General features: G+C 63.9%; 13 protein-coding genes. 5 read left to right on the top strand and 8 right to left on the bottom strand.

The window, feature by feature from the left end:
• Window positions 1-160 precede the first annotated feature (160 nt).
• Complete coding sequence (locus IPM16_13900; protein MBK9124193.1) at window positions 161-1,189, top strand: hypothetical protein; 1,029 nt, start codon at window positions 161-163, stop codon at window positions 1,187-1,189.
• A 75-nt stretch (window positions 1,190-1,264) separates the two neighbouring features.
• On the opposite strand, the gene rffA is transcribed toward IPM16_13900, so the two are convergent.
• From rffA to IPM16_13920, 4 genes are all read right to left on the bottom strand, one after another.
• Window positions 1,265-2,413, bottom strand: coding sequence for a dTDP-4-amino-4,6-dideoxygalactose transaminase (rffA, locus tag IPM16_13905; GenBank protein MBK9124194.1), 1,149 nt, complete (start codon window positions 2,411-2,413; stop codon window positions 1,265-1,267).
• A complete protein-coding gene (locus tag IPM16_13910) occupies window positions 2,413-3,078 on the bottom strand; it encodes a metallophosphoesterase family protein (protein ID MBK9124195.1) in 666 nt (221 codons plus the stop codon). The genes rffA and IPM16_13910 overlap by 1 nt, the downstream gene beginning before the upstream one ends.
• 110 nt (window positions 3,079-3,188) lie before the next feature.
• The gene (gene dnaN, locus IPM16_13915) at window positions 3,189-4,322 is read right to left on the bottom strand and encodes a DNA polymerase III subunit beta (protein MBK9124196.1); all 1,134 of its coding nucleotides are present in this window, start codon (window positions 4,320-4,322) and stop codon (window positions 3,189-3,191) included.
• 109 nt (window positions 4,323-4,431) lie between these two features.
• Entirely contained in the window at window positions 4,432-5,280 is an 849-nt protein-coding gene (locus IPM16_13920; GenBank protein MBK9124197.1) for a hypothetical protein, read from the bottom strand.
• Window positions 5,281-5,374: 94 nt separating this feature from the next.
• Between IPM16_13920 and mutY the strand changes: the two genes are divergently transcribed.
• Window positions 5,375-6,460, top strand: a complete 1,086-nt coding sequence (mutY, locus tag IPM16_13925; GenBank protein MBK9124198.1) for an A/G-specific adenine glycosylase — start codon at window positions 5,375-5,377, stop codon at window positions 6,458-6,460.
• A 167-nt stretch (window positions 6,461-6,627) separates the two neighbouring features.
• Here the strand turns inward: mutY and IPM16_13930 are convergent, their stop codons facing one another.
• Together IPM16_13930 and IPM16_13935 are read right to left on the bottom strand one after the other, a co-directional pair.
• Window positions 6,628-6,996: a response regulator gene (locus IPM16_13930; protein ID MBK9124199.1), complete on the bottom strand. Its 369-nt coding sequence runs from the start codon at window positions 6,994-6,996 to the stop codon at window positions 6,628-6,630.
• Between the two features lie 146 nt (window positions 6,997-7,142).
• Entirely contained in the window at window positions 7,143-8,531 is a 1,389-nt protein-coding gene (locus tag IPM16_13935; protein MBK9124200.1) for an FAD-dependent oxidoreductase, read from the bottom strand.
• A 248-nt stretch (window positions 8,532-8,779) separates the two neighbouring features.
• Between IPM16_13935 and IPM16_13940 the strand changes: the two genes are divergently transcribed.
• On the top strand, window positions 8,780-9,256 hold the full coding sequence (locus IPM16_13940; protein ID MBK9124201.1) for a hypothetical protein: 477 nt from the start codon (window positions 8,780-8,782) through the stop codon (window positions 9,254-9,256).
• Window positions 9,257-9,270: 14 nt separating this feature from the next.
• Complete coding sequence (locus tag IPM16_13945) at window positions 9,271-10,077, top strand: M48 family metalloprotease (GenBank protein MBK9124202.1); 807 nt, start codon at window positions 9,271-9,273, stop codon at window positions 10,075-10,077.
• A gap of 22 nt (window positions 10,078-10,099) precedes the next feature.
• On the opposite strand, the gene IPM16_13950 is transcribed toward IPM16_13945, so the two are convergent.
• Together IPM16_13950 and IPM16_13955 are read right to left on the bottom strand one after the other, a co-directional pair.
• Window positions 10,100-10,726: a hypothetical protein gene (locus IPM16_13950; GenBank protein ID MBK9124203.1), complete on the bottom strand. Its 627-nt coding sequence runs from the start codon at window positions 10,724-10,726 to the stop codon at window positions 10,100-10,102.
• Between the two features lie 65 nt (window positions 10,727-10,791).
• Window positions 10,792-11,412 carry a hypothetical protein gene (locus IPM16_13955; GenBank protein ID MBK9124204.1) on the bottom strand — a complete coding sequence of 207 codons (621 nt, stop codon included), beginning with the start codon at window positions 11,410-11,412 and terminating at the stop codon, window positions 10,792-10,794.
• Window positions 11,413-11,648: 236 nt separating this feature from the next.
• Here IPM16_13955 and IPM16_13960 point away from each other — a divergent pair, with 236 nt between their 5' ends.
• Window positions 11,649-16,145 carry a TIR domain-containing protein gene (locus IPM16_13960; GenBank protein ID MBK9124205.1) on the top strand — a complete coding sequence of 1,499 codons (4,497 nt, stop codon included), beginning with the start codon at window positions 11,649-11,651 and terminating at the stop codon, window positions 16,143-16,145.
• Window positions 16,146-16,239 lie beyond the last annotated feature (94 nt).

Here is a 16,239-nt window from a genome sequence, read left to right on the forward strand (position 1 = left end):
TGCTCCTCTCTCCCCGGTTGCGACGACTCGGCGGCGGTCTCTCCCACCATACGACGGTCGCCATCGTCAAACCGCCGGCTGGATTGCCCAAGTCCGGCGATCTGCTTGCGCTCGTTCTGAATCCTCATACTATATGCATACACAAGATGAGGACACGGACGTGCGTCTTCCGGGACTATCTCGCCTATTTGGAGTGTTGCTGATCTTCGCCGTTCTACCCGTCTTCACGTTACCCGTCGCGCATGCACAAACGCCGACCAAGGGCGACAACCAGAGCGCGCCAATCAATATCGCGCTGAACACATCGAAAACAGTAAAGCACATCGAGAACGCGACCATGGAGTCGGCGCTTGTCGAAGAAACGTCGTGCGATGTCAGCGATTTATCGGATCACAGCGTCTGGTTTCGCTTCGAGGTGCCGATAACCATGCTGGTCGACATCGATGCGTCAGGCGCTCTCATCCAGACCGACTCCGGGGCGTACGCAAACGTGGTGCTGTCCTATTACAGGCTTCAGGGTGCTTTGCTCCATCAGGGTTGCGCGATCGGCACCAACGCGCGTCTCGCGAACCAGCTCCTCTCGGCGGATGGCGTCTATTACGTCCGTATCGCTAACATCAGCCAGCACGAGCCGACCGGCCCGTCGCGCTACCGATTGAGTCTGCGCGTGCGCGAGACGCTCAGCATCCCGCAGGACCCGTTCATCGCGACCCAGCCCCTCGGCGTGAATTGGCAGGTGAAGAAGGCCGGCAACCCGCCGAAAGTCGTACGCCTGTGCCCCAACGGCTGTTACATCAGATTCGACGGCGCGGCCGGAGCCAAAGTCTTTCAAAAGGTCGATTTCGATTCGTCTGTCCTGCAGTTCAAGCCGGGTGACATCGTGTCCATGACAAGCTTTGTCTTCATGACGCCGCCCGAAGGCTCGCACGTCAAGCTTTCGATCCGGATCGACTACAGCGACGGCACGCCGTCAACGAAAGTCAAAGCCACGCGCCTTTTCATCAACACGAGCACCAACACCGCACAGGACATCGGCCCGATCATAGCCGAAGTCGCCGGGAAGGTTCAGCGGATGACGTTCAGTATTTCGAGCCCGGATGTGGACGACGTGTTCAGCGTCCTGTCGGTCGAAGCCGAGGCCTATGCAGGGAGCGGCCCGCGCGGCGTGTTACCCGTTCCGCTGTTCTGAGCACGGCTAATTCGTGCCGGGCGCCGTCGCCGGACTGAAAAAGACGCGCAATACGGATACCGTTTGACGCTTGTCTTACCAACCCTCGAAGGCGAACAGCGCGGCGATCACGCGCATTTGCTCGTCCTCGGTCATGGCGTTGTACAGCGGCAGGCGGATCAGCCGGTCGCTGACGTCCTCGGTGACCGGGCAGTCGCCTTCGACGCCGCCGAACTTGCGGCCCATGTCGCTGAGATGCAGCGGCAGATAGTGGAACGGCGCGTAGATGCCCAACTCGCGCAGGTACGCGATCAGCGCCGTGCGCGATGCCAGCGACGGCAGCAGCATCCAGTACATGTGATAGGACTGCTCGCGGTCGTCGGGCAGAGTCATCAACTGGACACCGTGCTGCGCGGCCCAATCCGGCACATGCGCGTCATAGCGATCCCAGATCGTCTTGCGGCGGTGCTGGATGTCGTCGGCAGCCTCGAACTGCGCCGACAAATAAGCAGCGAGCAGATCGCTCGGCAGGTATGACGAGCCGAGGTCAACCCACGTGTATTTGTCGACCTGTCCGCGAAAGAAACGGCTGCGATTGGTGCCTTTCTCGCGGATGATCTCGGCGCGCTCGAACAGGCGCGCATCGTTGAGGAGCAGCGCGCCACCCTCGCCGCAGGTGAAGTTCTTGGTCTCGTGGAAGCTCTGCGTCGCCATCGCCCCGAACGTGCCGGTGAAGCGCCCCTTGTAGCGGCTGAACAGCGCGTGGGCGTTGTCCTCCACCACCGGCACGCCGTGCTTGCCCGCAATCGCCATGATCGCGTCCATCTCGCACGCGACGCCGGCGTAATGCACGACCACGACTGCCTTTGTGCGCGGGGTGATGTGCGCTTCGAGCGTCGCCTCGTCGATGTTGAGCGTGTCGGGGCGGATGTCGGCGAACACCGGCACCGCGCCGCGCAGCACGAACGCGCCGATGCTGGTCACGAACGTGAACGACGGGCAGATCACTTCGTCGCCGGGCTGGATGTCGAGCAGCAGGGCAGACATCTCCAGCGCGTGCGTGCAGCTTGTCGTGAGCAGCGCTTTCGGCACGCCCAGCGACTCCTGCAGGAACGTATGGCAGCGCTTTGTGAACGGCCCGTCGCCGCTGAGGTGGCTGTTGGCGACCGCCTGCTGCATGTAGGCAAACTCGGCGCCGGTGGCGTAGGGCTTGTTGAACGGGATCAGAATTTCGGGCATGGGCATCACACCAAGTGTTTGAGAATCCAGTCGCCGGCGCCGTGCGACCGCGCCAGCTCGATCACCGGCGCCGGGTCGTACGGACGACGGATCAATTCGACGGCGCGCGTGTCGGTGTCGACCAGCGCCATGCACGCCTGCGCTATGGCATCGCGCGATTGGCCGACCGCGCCCGGGTTGAGCAGGATCGGTCGCGTGCCGTCACGCAGGAGCGCGCGATGCGTCTGGCCGAACGCGATCAGGTCGGCGTCGTAGCCGTCAAGTTCGCTCAGGCGGGGGTTGTCGGCGTACAGGTATGCGCCGAGCGGGTCCCACGGCGCGCCGTGCACCAGTAGCGCGTGAATCCCGCCAATCTTGCCCTCCCACGTCAGTGGCAGACGGGACAGCCACGCCTTATTCTCAGGCGAGAGGTGCGATTGCGCAAACGCGACTCCCCACTGCACGGCCTCCGGCGCGCCTGACGGGCACCCGACGAGCGCGAAGTGGTCGTGGTTGCCCAGCACGCACAGCGCGTCGAGTTCGCGCATGCGATCGATCGCCGCGTTGGGTTGACAGTAGTAGCCGGTCACGTCGCCGAGGCACACGACGCGATCCGCGCGTGCGATGTCCGGCGCGAGGACGTCGAGCGCGGTTAGGTTGCTGTGGATGTCGCTGAGGATGGCAAGGCGCATGGGCGTTTGAGGCGTCCGACAACGAAAACCGCCTGATCATGCCCGCAAAACGCCGGCCGATCAGGCGGATCAAACAGGTGCAGGCCTATCGCAGCGTGCTGCGGCGCAACCTAGCGCGCCATCGGCATGATGACGTACAGGTAGTTGTCGCGCCCGACCGGGCGAATCACACCCGGATTGGCCGCGCCTTTGCTTTGCAGCACGACCTCTTCGTCGGGCAGCACGCGCAGCACGTCGATCAAGTACTTGATGTTGAACGAAATATCGACCGGCTCGCCTTCGACGGCGGCGTCGAGCAAGCCTTCGTTGTCGCCGCGCTCCTGACTCTTGCCGACGATCGTGACCTCGCCGGGGTCGCCACTGCGGCGCGGCGGCTTGACGTACAGCCTGCCGCTGAACGCCGAGTCGCGGGCGAAGATCTCGGCGCGCTGGCAGGCGGCCAACAGGTCGGTGCGGTACATCACCGTGCTGGTGCTGTAATCCTTCGGGATGACCGACTCGAACGGCGGGAACTTGGCGTCCAGAAGCTGGGCCGAAATCTCGACCTGACCGACCGTAAACACGACGATGTCGCGCTCGCCCGGCAAGCTGATGTAGACCGGCTCGTCGTCTTCGGTGATGACCTTGGCGACTTCTTGCAGCGAGCGCGCCGGGATCAACAGGTTGAGCGCCTTGTCAAACTTCTGCTCAAGGCCGCCAGTGTGCACGGCGAGGCGGTAGCCGTCGGCCGCGGCCATCGTGATGGTGCTGCCGTTGAGCTGCATGAAGATGCCGGTCAGGGCCGGGCGGTGATCGTCGGTGGCGGCCGAAAAGGCGACCTGATTGATCATGTTCTTGAACAAGCCGCCCTCGACCGTGAGGTCCGAGCCGCTGCCTTCGTTGAGCGGCGGGAACTCGTGCGCGTCGATGCCCTTGATGTTGCCCTTGTTGCCGCCGCAGCGCAGGTGGACGGTCTGGGTGGCGGTGTCCAGCGACAGGTCGACGCGATCGTTGCTCAGGTTGTTGACCAGATCGACGAATACCTTGGCGGGAAGCGTCACCGATCCGTCGACCTCCACGTTCGCGCCGATCCAGACCGTGATACCAAGCCCGAGGCTCATGTTGACCGCCGCCAGCTTGAGGCGCGATTCTTCGGTCTTGAGCAGCACGTTGCTGAGCACGGGCATCGAGGGACGCGACTCGACCGCGCGGCTCACGATGCTGAGACCGCGCGCAAGATTGGACTGGAGAACCGACAAACGCATGAGTATGCGCTCCTTAACCGCGAAGAGCGTGAAATCACAAAGCCAAATAAGAGCGCCAAGTATAGCGCAGGATTCGCATCAATTGCAGGTGATTGCCGTTAGGCTGCGATCAGCGCGCATCGAACAGGGAAGCCAGCTTGGCCTGTGCGGTCTCGATGCTTTCGGTGGTCTGGATAAACTCGACCCGCCCGCCCTCGACCACGATCTTCATCATCGCCTGCTCGGCGGTCTTGGTGCGAATGGCGGTGGCGACCGCGTCGGCAGCGCGCCCGCTGCCCTCGACGACGAACATGGTCAACCCGCGCTCCGCCGCCATGGCGACCTCGTTAAGGGCGATACTTCCGCCGTTGATCAGAATACCGGCGACTTTATGCTTGTCATACCCGGCGACACACAGCGCCAGTTCTTGCAGCAGTTCGCTTTCTGCGCCCCACATCGGCCCCTCGACCAGCACGAAATCGGAGTGGCTGTCTTCGAGGTCGGCATCGGCGTTCGGGTTTTCGCGGCCCGGGAACCGCACGCGGGACAGCGGGGCGATCCCGACAAGCCTAAGCTTGAGCCGAAGCCGCTGGCGCGAATCGCCGAACATCTGCATGATGCCGCCTTCGGTGCCGCCGGTGATGACCACCATATCGCGTGCGCTGGCGAACATGCATACGCCGTCGATCAGCGTTTGACAGCGCCGGATATCCTCGTCGGACATGCCGCCCGCGCCACCAATGGCGAAAATGGTACGCTGTCCGCGAGGAAGCTTGAGTTGAAGTTGGACGTAGTGCGGGTCGACACCGTGCGGCACGTACACCGCGCGCGACCGCTGGCCGTTGGCGAAGTGCACGATGAACGGTGAGTTGAATCCGATGTGCCCCGGCGTACGGCGCCGCTGATCCCACTCGTAGGCAACGATGCCGATAGCGGTGAGGATCAGGGCCAGCGCGACAATGAGGGGGATATCCAACATGGCGGGCCTCGGCGGTTTCGGCGGCGGGTCTCCCCACCGCGCGCGACAACTGCCTGTTATTATCGTGCAGGTTTATGCTGAGGACAAAAAAGACATGCTCGAATCGATCGCCGGACTGCTGCTGGCGTGGTACGACCGCGCGGCCGCACCCCTGCCGTGGCGCACTGATCCCACGCCCTATCGCGTGTGGCTTTCGGAGATCATGCTGCAGCAAACGCAGGTCGACACGGTGATCCCGTATTTTGAGCGTTTTCTCGCGTCCTATCCCTCGGTCACCGACCTCGCCGCCGCGCCGCTCGCCGACGTGCTCAAACTCTGGGAAGGCTTGGGCTACTACGCACGGGCCCGCAACTTGCACCGCGCTGCGCAGCAGGTGGCGAACGATCTCGGCGGCGTCTTCCCCGACACTGTCGAAGGCCTGCTCGAGCTGCCCGGCATCGGCAAGTACACCGCCGGCGCGATCGCGTCGATCGCGTTCGGGCGGCGCGCGCCGTTGGTCGACGGCAACGTCATTCGCGTATTCGCGCGGCTGATGGACTTCGATGGCGACGTGACGACCAGCACGGCGCAATCGAAGATGTGGCATTGGACCGAGGCGTGCCTGCCGCACGACCGTCCCGGCGATTTCAATCAGGCGTTGATGGAATTAGGGCGGACGATCTGCACGCCGAAATCGCCGCGCTGCCCGGACTGTCCACTGCGGTCGACGTGCCTCGCGGCTGAACGCGGCACGCAAGCGATCCGTCCAGTCAAGAAGAAGCCCGCACCGCGCCCGCACTACCACGTCGCCGCCGGTGTGATCCGTCGGGCCGATGGGCGTTTGCTGATTGCACAGCGCCCACTGGACGGGCTGCTCGGCGGCCTCTGGGAGTTTCCCGGCGGCAAACAAGAACCCGGCGAGTCGCTCGAAGCCTGCCTGGTGCGCGAACTGCGCGAGGAGCTCGATATCGGCGTGACCGTGGGCGAGCAGCTCGTGGCGGTCGATCACGGTTTCACCCATTTCTCGATCACGCTGCACGCGTTCGAGTGTGCCTATATCGACGATGGGCGGGAACCGCAAGCGCTGGGTGCGCATGCGTGGGCCTGGGTGCATGACGAGGAGCTAGATCGTTACAGCTTCGGGAAGGCCGATCGCGGCGTTATCGCGGCCTTGCGTGACAAACCGAACAGGCTTCTGTAGACGTTGGGGCGCTGCCCCAAACCCCGGCAGGAGTTTGCACTCCTGCACCTTGTTACTCGCGATTAGATGCCGCTAGCGGCATCTAATCGCAGAAAAGGGAGTCCAGAGGGCGCAAGTCCTCTGGTGGAGGTTCGGAGGCGAAGCCTCTGAAGGGTCTGAGTTGTTCGTCAGGCGCGGGCGACGAGATTGTTGACCATCTCCAGCACTTTGGTCGGGCTGGAGGGCTTGCGCAGGGCGGCGTCGGCGAGGACGTCGGTCATGTAGTCGGTCTCGACGGCGTCGCTGCGAGCGCTGTAAAGCATGACGGGAATATTGGAGGTGCGCGGGTCGCTCTTGAGCAGGCGGCAGGTTTGGCCCCCGCTCATCCCCGGCATCATGTCGTCGAGAATGATCAGGTCGTAACGGTACTGGTAGGCCAGTTTGAGGGCCTGATCGCCAGTCTCGGCCGTCGTCACACTGAATCCGCCGCGTTCGAGTGTGAGCTGCATGATCAATAGCAGCGCGCGGTCGTCGTCAACGACGAGAATCTGACCCATGGGAGATTGAGCACCTTTCGAGCACGAATCGGCTGACGTCAGCCGGATGACTCAGTCTATCATGCGGCGCGGGCCGGACGGTGTAACAGAAACCAAACGATGGCTTAATGCACGCGGTCGTTTGTGCCGATGGGGCCGGTGTGCGCTTATTCGTCCAGCGCGGCAAGCATCTGAGCGACGTCGGTGAGCTTGACCCGCGGCCGGCCGAGTCGTTCGCCGGCGTGCGTCTCGAGCGTGTCTAGCCGCTGCCAGTCGCCGTAGCTCACAACGCGCACGCCTGCGGCGCGCAGCACCGATTCGAGATCGCCGCCCGCTGGCGTTTCGCCAAGCGCGCCTGTCTGAAGGTCAGCGAGCAGGCTGTCGACGGTGGCGATCGAATCCGGCTTGTTGGTCCCGATGATCCCGGACGGACCGCGCTTGATCCAGCCAACGGCATACAGCCCCGGAACCGGTTCGCCGCCGGGGGCATTCAGCACACGGCCGGCGCTGTTGGGGATCACGCCGCGTTTGGCGTCGAACGGGACGCCCGGCAGGGCGACGCCGCGATACCCGACCGACCGGAACACCAGCCCCGCGCTCACGATCTCGGTTTCGCCTGTGGGTTCGGCGCTGAGGTAACCGTGGTCGCGTTCGACGAGCTGGTTGCGGCCCAGCGTGACGGCCTCGACTTTGCCGCCGCCATGAATCGCCAGCGGAGAGGTTAGGAAACGCATGACGATTCGGCGGCTTTTGCCTTGCGGAGCGCGCTGACTGTACTCTTGCAGCAGGGCAACGTTCTTGGCCGCGTCGCGATCGCCGCTGGTTTTCAGCCATGCTTCGGACAACGGGTCGAGCACCGCGTCTTCAGGCGCGATGATCAAGTCGGTATCCGGCATCTCGCTCAGTTCTTTGAGCTCGGGCGGGGTAAAGGCGGCTTGGGCGGGGCCGCGCCGGCCGATGACGATGATCTCTTTTACCCGACTCTGGTCGAGTGCATCCAGCGCATAGTCTGCGATGTCGGTCTGGCTTAGCTCGGCGCATGTCCGGCCGAGGATGCGGGCGACGTCCATGGCGACGTTGCCGATGCCGACCACGATCGCGCGCTCGGCGGTCAGGTCGAACGACAGATGGCGGTAGTCAGGATGCCCGTTGTACCACGCCACGAAGTCGGTCGCGGCATAACTGCCGGGCAAATCCTCACCCTCGATGCCGAGCGAGCGATCCGTTTGCGCACCGGTGGCGAAGATCACAGCATGTGCGAACTGCCGCAGCATGTCGAGGGGGAGTGTGGTGCCGAACTCGACATTGCCGAGGAAGCTGAAGCCCTCGCGTTGGGCGATCTTGTCGTAGACCTTGGTGACCGACTTGATCTTCTGGTGGTCAGGGGCAACGCCGCCCCGCACCAGTCCGAACGGCGTCGGAAGCCGCTCGATCATCACCACCCTAACGCCGGAGCCCAACTGCTTGAACAAGTGCTCCGCTGCATAGAATCCCGAAGGGCCGCTGCCGACGACCGCGACAACCAACGGGTTTTCAGGCGTTCCGAGTGGTGACATAGGATGTCGTCTCCTCAAACTGAGGCTGATTTGCCGCTCCAAAGTATACACCCGAGATTCGCTTTGCTATGTAGTCCGCAGATGTCGAGCCATGGGCCGACGGGACCGCCGGCCGAGAATCGTGACATCTTGCAGCGCGAGTGTGTGACGTTTTGACGCCGCCGCATTGGGTCACTCTACCCATGCGGACAGCGTGCTACGCGCTATACTCTGCACACTCTATCGGGAGCTAACAAGGATGCGACATCATGCTTGCTGCGCTTCGCCGAAACGTCGAGTGGCGCGCGATCCCGCTGGCCGGACTGGCAGGCGGTACCACGTATCTCGTCATCCTATTGATCTTCAGCAGCGGCGTGCTCGGCCTCTCGCCGGCGGTCGTGCTGCGCTATTTCGGCAGCTTGCTGCTCGGGCCTGACACACTCGTGCAGGGTGACGCAGGGCTGGTCGCCGCGGGGCTGGCGGTGCACTACGTTCTGTCGCTGGTGTTCGCGCTGATCATCTCGCTCGTCGTCCACCGCTGGGGCATGATCGTGGGCGTGATCCTCGGCGGTCTGATGGGCCTCGGGTTGTACGGCATCAACGTTTATACGCTGACCGCGATCTTCCCGTGGTTCTTCGCCATCAACAGCATCCTGCTGCTGATCTGCCATGTTGTGTACGGCGCGGTGGTCGGCGGCGTGTACGAGCACTTCGACCGGTTCGACGCCGGATTGGCACAGGAGTAACGGCGATGATTCGCATGTCTCGGGGATACAGCCGCGGTCGCAGCGGGTTCGGCGGTGTTCAGCTCATTATCGGGCTTGTCGTCGCGGTGTTTGCCGTCATCTCATTCCTTGGCTCACAAGAGTACAATCCGGTCACCGGCCAGAATCAGTACGTCAGCCTGACGGCGCAGCAGGAGATCGCGCTGGGTTTGCAGTCGGTGCCGGAGATGGTGCGCGAGTACGGCGGCGTCTACCCGGATCAGCAGGTGCAGGCTGTGATCGACCAGATCGGCGCCGACCTCGTCAACGGCAGTGTGGCGGGGCAGGTGCCGTGGCAGTTCGAGTTCACCGTGCTCAATAACAGCAGCACGGTCAACGCGTTTGCGCTCCCGGGCGGGCCGATCTTTATCACGACCGGTTTGCTCAGCCGCTTGGAGACCGAGGATATGGTGGCCGGCGTGCTGGCCCACGAAATCGTGCACGTACTCGCCCGGCACAGCGCACAGGCGATCGCCAAGTCCGAACTCACCAACGGCCTCATCGGCGCGGTCGGTGTGGCGTCCGGCGATGCCGGCGCATCGCAGACCGCCGCCATGATCGGACAGTTGGTCAACATGAGCTACGGTCGCGACGCCGAGATCGAGTCCGACACGTTGGGCGTGTGCCTGATGATCAACGCCGGCTACGATCCGCAGGCCATGATTGCCGTGATGCGGGTGCTGGAATCCGCGTCGGGCGGGGCCCGGCAACCGGAGTTCTTGAGCACACACCCCAGCCCAGACAACCGGATCGGACGCATTCAAGAGGCGATCGACCGCGCCGCCACCGACTGCCCGTTCTAGCGGCGGCGCGGGACGGACGCGGCTAGAGTCCGATCAGAATGGCGATGATGCCGTCGACGTGCAGCTTGCCGAACGGGCTTTTGTTGGCGAACAACACCTTGACCTTGCTGAGTGTCGCGTCCTTGGGGATGTCGAGCATTTCGGCCGGCCCTTCTGCGGCCCAGATCACGTCGCGGCCCGCGTCAGTCGTGCCGGTGAAGGTGTCGGTCAGCTTTTCCTTGGTCTCTACGCCGCCTAACGGCGTGTAAACGATGACGAGCTTCGCCTTCAAACTGCTGATGATGAGATCGCTCCAGACACTGTAGCTGAACGAGACTTGGCCCGACTTGGTCACCAGCAGTCCGTTGGCTGCGCTGAGAATGCCGGCGTCGGCGAGTTGGACGAGCTTCGCGCTCTCATTCGCGCTGCCTTTGAAGCGGAAGGCGCATCCGCCGCTGGTGTTGGGCGGCGCTTTCGACCCGCACACGACCTTGTCCTTGGTGCCGTTGACCACGACCCACGGATCCAGATCCCGGTCGACAGTCACGTCAAACCCGCCGTTGTGGATGAGCGGGACGCTGTCCTCGGCCCCGGCGGCAGCGAACGAACCGACAAGGACCAGCGAAATCACGACGACGAACAACCCTAGTGCTGCGCGATACCGACTCATGTTGAACCCTCCCCCTCACTCGTGACACGGCGGCCATCCCGACGTGCCGTAGTTGACCGTAGTGTCTAGGAGCTTGGCCCAGTCATCGTCGCCAAAATGTTGTCGATGTAGGCCTTGCCACTGGTGCTGCTGTTCTTGAACTGTACCTTTATTTTCGAAACCGTGGCGTCTTGATCGACTGTGATCGTCGAGATTGGCCCTTCAGTCGCCCAGATGTAGTCGATGCCGCTGAGCGTGCTGCCGCTGGCCGGATCAACCATCTTGCTCTTGGTTTCGATCCCGCCATCGGGCGTCCATACGACCACGATCTTTGCGTCGATTTTTGTCGCCTCGGACGTGCTGTAGTAGTCATAGCTGAGGTTGACCAACCCTCCAGACGAACTGAGAAGTGCATTGACGTCTGAAAGTGTGCTGGGGCTGGACTTTTGGCTGAGCTTCGCTGCCTCGTTGGGACTGCCCTTGAACTTGAAGGCGCAGTCGCCCGAGGTGCCGGGAGGAACCTTCGGCGCGCACTTAGGCGCATCACTGCTGCCGTTCTGGAGTTTCCATGTGAACACTATTTCTGTGAAGCTGTCGTTCAGGATCAGCGGGATGGTGCCGCTGCCTCCTGCGACAGCAGTGAACCCGCTGAGCGCGACCAACCCGACGAGTAGGGCGAAAACGATAGTAGAACGAGAACGCTGCACCGGTAAATCTCCCTTGTAGCATAGACGAATGCCGGACTGTAACGCGGCTCTTACGAAACAAACGATGGCCGCTCACGATGCGCTACCGCAGTGGGACCTTCGCATTGCGCGCAACTGCATTATATGGGGTTTTTGAATCCGCGCATTTGAGTCGTAGGGCAGGGCGAAAGCGAAAAGGTTAAGTTTCGGTATGATAGAGAGATAGGCCGCACACCGTTAGCGCAGTATCGGGGGCCATGATGAGCCGCTGCTTCATCTCCTATTCGCGTCGAAACACCAACTTTGCCGAGCGCCTCGCCCGCGATCTGAACGACGCCGGCGTCGAGGTGTGGATCGACTTTCGTCAGATCCACGCCGGCGAGCGGTGGAAGGACGAGATTCGCCGTGGGGTCGAACGCAGCGAGGTGATCGTGATCGTGCTGTCGCCCGATTCGGTCGTCAGCGAGTGGGTGCAGTTCGAGATCAACTACGGCCGCGAAAAGAACAAGGTGCTGCTGCCGATCATGGCGGTCGACTGCTATGCCGAGCTGCGCGCCAGCGAATCACTGGCATGGCTGCTCGACGTGCACTTCATCATGTTCGAGGCCCGCTACGAGCAGGGCTTTCCCGAACTGCTTAAGGCCTTGCCGGGGAAGCGCAAGGTCGGTGTGTTCGACACCATCGACAGCAGCAAGATCCCTAATCCGTTCAAGGGACTCGAAGCCTTCCAGCAGACCGACGCCGCCTTCTTCTTCGGGCGCGAGGGACTGATCAAGAAGGCGCTGGCCGCCCTCAAGCCGGGCCGGGCGCGCCGCTTCTTGGCGGTCGTCGGGGCAAGCGGCAGCGGAAAATCCTCGCTCGTGCGCGCGGGCGTAATCCCGCAGGTGCGCAGCGGGGCGCTCCCCGGCAGCGACCAGTGGCGCGTAGCAATCTTTACGCCCGGCGACCAGCCGACGCGCGCGCTGGCGACCCGTATCGCGCCCATGCTGCCGGAGGATGTCGACGCCGACGCCGTGCAGAAAGCCCTCTCGACCGGCATGGACGGCCTGAGCACCGTGGCCCAGCGCCTGCTCATCGACGCGCCGCCGACCGCGATGCTGATGCTGATCGTCGATCAGTTCGAGGAGACGTTTACACGCGCGCCGGAGTCGGCGGCGCGGTCCTTCATTGGTCTGCTTGAACACGCGGCGACCGTGCCCAACGGGCGCTGTATCGTCGTGCTGACGATGCGAGCGGATTTCTTCGATCGATTGGGCCGCTACCCGGACTTTGCCGAACTGTTCGAGGCCGATCAACTGCTGATCGTCACCGAGATGACACAGTCGAACCTGCTGCGCGCGATCACCGGCCCCGCCGAAGCCGTCAGCCTGATGTATGAGGACGGCCTCGCCGACCGGATTCTGGAGGACGTGCGCCGCCAGCCCGGGTCGCTGCCACTGTTGCAGTACGCGCTGACCGAGCTGTACAAGCGCCGCGAAGGGCGCAAGCTCACCAACGCCGCGTACGACGCCATCGGGGGTGTCGAGCAGGCGCTGGCTCGCCATGCCGAGGAGCTGTACGTCAGTCTCGGCGTCGGCCAGCAGGATATCGTGAAGCGTATCTTGCTGCGGCTGATCGAGATTGGCGACGACTCGATTCCCACGCGCCGGCGCGTCGCGCGAGGCGATCTCTCGTTCGTCGGCGTAAGTAACGAGGCGGTGCAGGAGATCGTCGATCGCCTCACGGCGTCGGACAGTCGTCTGCTGGTAACCAGCCGCGAGATTCGTACGCATGCCAACCAGACGGCCAGCACGACCGTATGGGTCGAGGTCGGCCACGAGGCGCTAATCCGCGAGTGGGCGCGTTTTCAAGGCTGGGTCGAGGACGATCTGGAGAATCTGCGGCTGGGCGCTGAACTGCTCAAGTCCGCGACCGACTGGGAGTCGACGAATCGCGATCCGGCGTACCTGCTGACCGGCACCCGCCTTGCGCGGGCTGAGGACTGGCTCGATTCCGGCGGCGACGCCAACGCGTTACAGCGCGCGTTCATCCGCGCCAGCGTTGAGCTGCGGGAACAGACCGAGGAGACCGAACGCGAGCAGGCCGAGCGCGAACTGGTACTGCAGCGCCGGTCGGCCCAGCGGTTGCGGATGTTTGTCGGCGTCCTGATGCTGGCGTTGGTGGTGACGGCGGGGCTGGTGCTGTTCGCGTTCAGCGAGCGCGACCGCGCCGACGGCAACGCCCGCCTTGCAGCGGCCAATGCCGCTGCCGCGGAGGCCAACGCTCAGCGCGCGGAGGCCAACCTCGCACAGGCCAACAGCTTCGCGCTGTCGGCGCTGGCGAACCGTGCACTGGGTGACGGCGACAGCCAGTTGGCCGTCTCGCTCGGTGTAGAGGCGAACCTTGTTGCCAGCCCGCCGCCGCCGCAGTCGAGCCTCACGCTGGCCGAGGTCGCCTTCGCGCCGGGTGTTCGCCGCGTATACGCCAGTCAAGGCACGACCGTCAACGCGGTGGCGCTGAGCGCCGACGAGCGGCTTGTGGTCGCCGCCGGCTCGGAGGGTGTCACGGTCTTCGATGCGTCGTCGGGCGAGGTTGTCACGTCGCTGGCCCTGACGTCGTCGAGCGGAATATCGGCGCTCGCGATCAGCCCGGACGGCACGCGGATCGTCACTGGCAGCGAAAGCGGGGCAATCGCCATTTGGGACGCCGCCACCGGTGCGTCGGTTTTCGAGTTCGTGCGTGTGCACGACCGCGCCGTCAACAGCTTGAGCTACAGCAGCGATCGCGCCAAACTGGTGAGTGCGGGCAGCGACAACCGGGTCGTGGTGTGGGATGTCGCCAATGGCAGCCCGATCACACAGCACACGCTGCACCGAGGCACGGTCACCGGTGCGCGCTTCTGGCCGCAGGATGACCGGATCGTCGTTTCTGCGGGGCGGGACAGCGCCATCATTGCCTATGACATCGTCGCCAACGCCGCCATTCGCACGTTGAGCACCGACATGGTGCATCTCAGCCTCGACCTGCGGCCGGACGGGTTGGAGGCGCTTACCGGCGGCGACGGCGGGCGGGTGCAGACGTGGCCGCTCAACCTCGATCTCGCGCAGGCTCAGCAGCAGACCGCGCAAACGGTCATCCCGCTGAGCGTGGCGACCTACACCGGTCACACCACCACGACGTCTTCGGCTGCCGTTGCCTATGCGGACGATGGCCGGTTGGTCGTCAGCGCTGGGGCCGACGGCCAGCTTCTGGTGTGGGATACCGCGACCACGGCGCTCCTGCGCAGCTTCACCGTGCCGGGAACCGGAGAGTTCACGTCTCTCATGGTCAGCGCCGACGGAGATCAAGCCCTGAGCGGTGGTGCGAGCACCGGCGCGGCATTCCTGCGCTTGTGGGACGTCACCAGTGCGGCGATCGTGATCGACATGCCGGGGCATACCGGGCGGGCCGTCGCTGTGTTCCGGCCTGACGGGCGCACCGTGCTCAGCGGCGGCCGGGACGACGACCCGGAGAACCCCGACGACGACCAGCAGGGCAACAGCCTGCGCCTGTTCGATGTCGCCACCGGGCGGACCGTGCAGCAGTTGACCGGACACACCAACCTCGTCGGCGCGGTGGACGTCAGCCCGGACGGGCAATTTGCCGTCAGCGGGTCGTTTGACAACACCGTTCGGGTGTGGGACATCGCCGCTGGGACGGGAATTCAGGTCGGGCAGCATACCAATCAGGTGATCGGGGTACGCTTCACGCCCGACGGCGACGCCGTGATCGCGGTCAGCCGCGGCGGGCAAATTATGATGTGGCACGCCAGCGGCGAGGGTCTGATCCGGCAGTTCGTCGACCCGGCTGGGGACATTACCTCGGTGCAGGCGCTGGCATTGAGCGCCGATGGCCGCCTGCTGCTGACCGGCGGCGACGAGTCGATCGTGCGTCTGTGGGATGTCGCGAGCGGCGATCTGTTGGAGACGGTGACGATCGAAGACCGTGCAGTACGCGCGCTGGGCTTCCACCCTGATGGCGCGCACTTTGTCGTCGGCTCGGTGAACGGGAGCCTGACGCTGTGGAACACCGACGGCGGTTCGACCGGCCGCCTGACCGGGCACAGCCGTGCGATCATCACGGCCGAGTACACGCCAGACGGCACGCGCGTGCTGTCGACCTCGTTCGACGGGACGCTGCGCGTATGGGACATCACCAGCGGGTTCGAGGTGCGCCGGTTCGACACCAACGATGAGCCGGGCGTGACGATCCAAGCAGCGGACATCAGCGACGATGGCCAAGTCGTGCTGACGGCGCTCAGCGACGGACGGCTGCGCATCTGGCGGCTGTACCCGACATTAGAGAGCCTGCTGGCGTGGACGGTCATTAACCGAGTCGTCACGCCGCTGGTCGACTGCACGATCCGTGAGCAGTTCCAGCTCGAACTTTGTGATGACAACGGTCAGCCGCCGGCGCAAAACCTGCCGCCGCTGCCACCGTTGAAACCGCCCCCGCAAAGCGTGATCGCGCTCGAAATCGGCGGGCATGCGGTCATCAACACCACCAACGGCACCCGCCAGTTCGTGCGGCCCGCGCCGGGCAATTTCGACAACAGCGCAAGCACGCTGGTGGACGATGGAACGTTGGTCATACTCCAATCCGGGCCGGTGCTGTCGGCGGGCTTCTGGTGGTGGGAGGTCGAAACCGAGACTGGCATCACAGGCTGGGTGGCGGAGTACATTCCGGACGAGAACATCCAGTCGTTGGTACCGGTGTCGGCGTTGGCCGGGGCCTGATTCACGGGGAGAAACACGCCGATTTGCAAAGTCCACCCTAAAGTGTGGTGACCTGATCTGCGGCTCATCCTAGACTGTGGATGTCGTTCGAAAA

The organism is Candidatus Flexicrinis affinis (assembly GCA_016716525.1).
Lineage (GTDB): Bacteria > Chloroflexota > Anaerolineae > Aggregatilineales > Phototrophicaceae > Flexicrinis > Flexicrinis affinis.

What these genes read in the sequence shown, in the direction of transcription:
- rffA (MBK9124194.1), bottom strand. Translation starts at nt 2,413, where the DNA reads ATGCCCATGCCCGAAATTCTGATCCCGTTCAACAAGCCCTACGCCACC.
- IPM16_13910 (MBK9124195.1), bottom strand. Translation starts at nt 3,078, where the DNA reads ATGCGCCTTGCCATCCTCAGCGACATCCACAGCAACCTAACCGCGCTC.
- dnaN (MBK9124196.1), bottom strand. Translation starts at nt 4,322, where the DNA reads ATGCGTTTGTCGGTTCTCCAGTCCAATCTTGCGCGCGGTCTCAGCATC.
- IPM16_13920 (MBK9124197.1), bottom strand. Translation starts at nt 5,280, where the DNA reads ATGTTGGATATCCCCCTCATTGTCGCGCTGGCCCTGATCCTCACCGCT.
- mutY (MBK9124198.1), top strand. Translation starts at nt 5,375, where the DNA reads ATGCTCGAATCGATCGCCGGACTGCTGCTGGCGTGGTACGACCGCGCG.
- IPM16_13930 (MBK9124199.1), bottom strand. Translation starts at nt 6,996, where the DNA reads ATGGGTCAGATTCTCGTCGTTGACGACGACCGCGCGCTGCTATTGATC.
- IPM16_13935 (MBK9124200.1), bottom strand. Translation starts at nt 8,531, where the DNA reads ATGTCACCACTCGGAACGCCTGAAAACCCGTTGGTTGTCGCGGTCGTC.
- IPM16_13940 (MBK9124201.1), top strand. Translation starts at nt 8,780, where the DNA reads ATGCTTGCTGCGCTTCGCCGAAACGTCGAGTGGCGCGCGATCCCGCTG.
- IPM16_13945 (MBK9124202.1), top strand. Translation starts at nt 9,271, where the DNA reads ATGTCTCGGGGATACAGCCGCGGTCGCAGCGGGTTCGGCGGTGTTCAG.
- IPM16_13950 (MBK9124203.1), bottom strand. Translation starts at nt 10,726, where the DNA reads ATGAGTCGGTATCGCGCAGCACTAGGGTTGTTCGTCGTCGTGATTTCG.
- IPM16_13960 (MBK9124205.1), top strand. Translation starts at nt 11,649, where the DNA reads ATGATGAGCCGCTGCTTCATCTCCTATTCGCGTCGAAACACCAACTTT.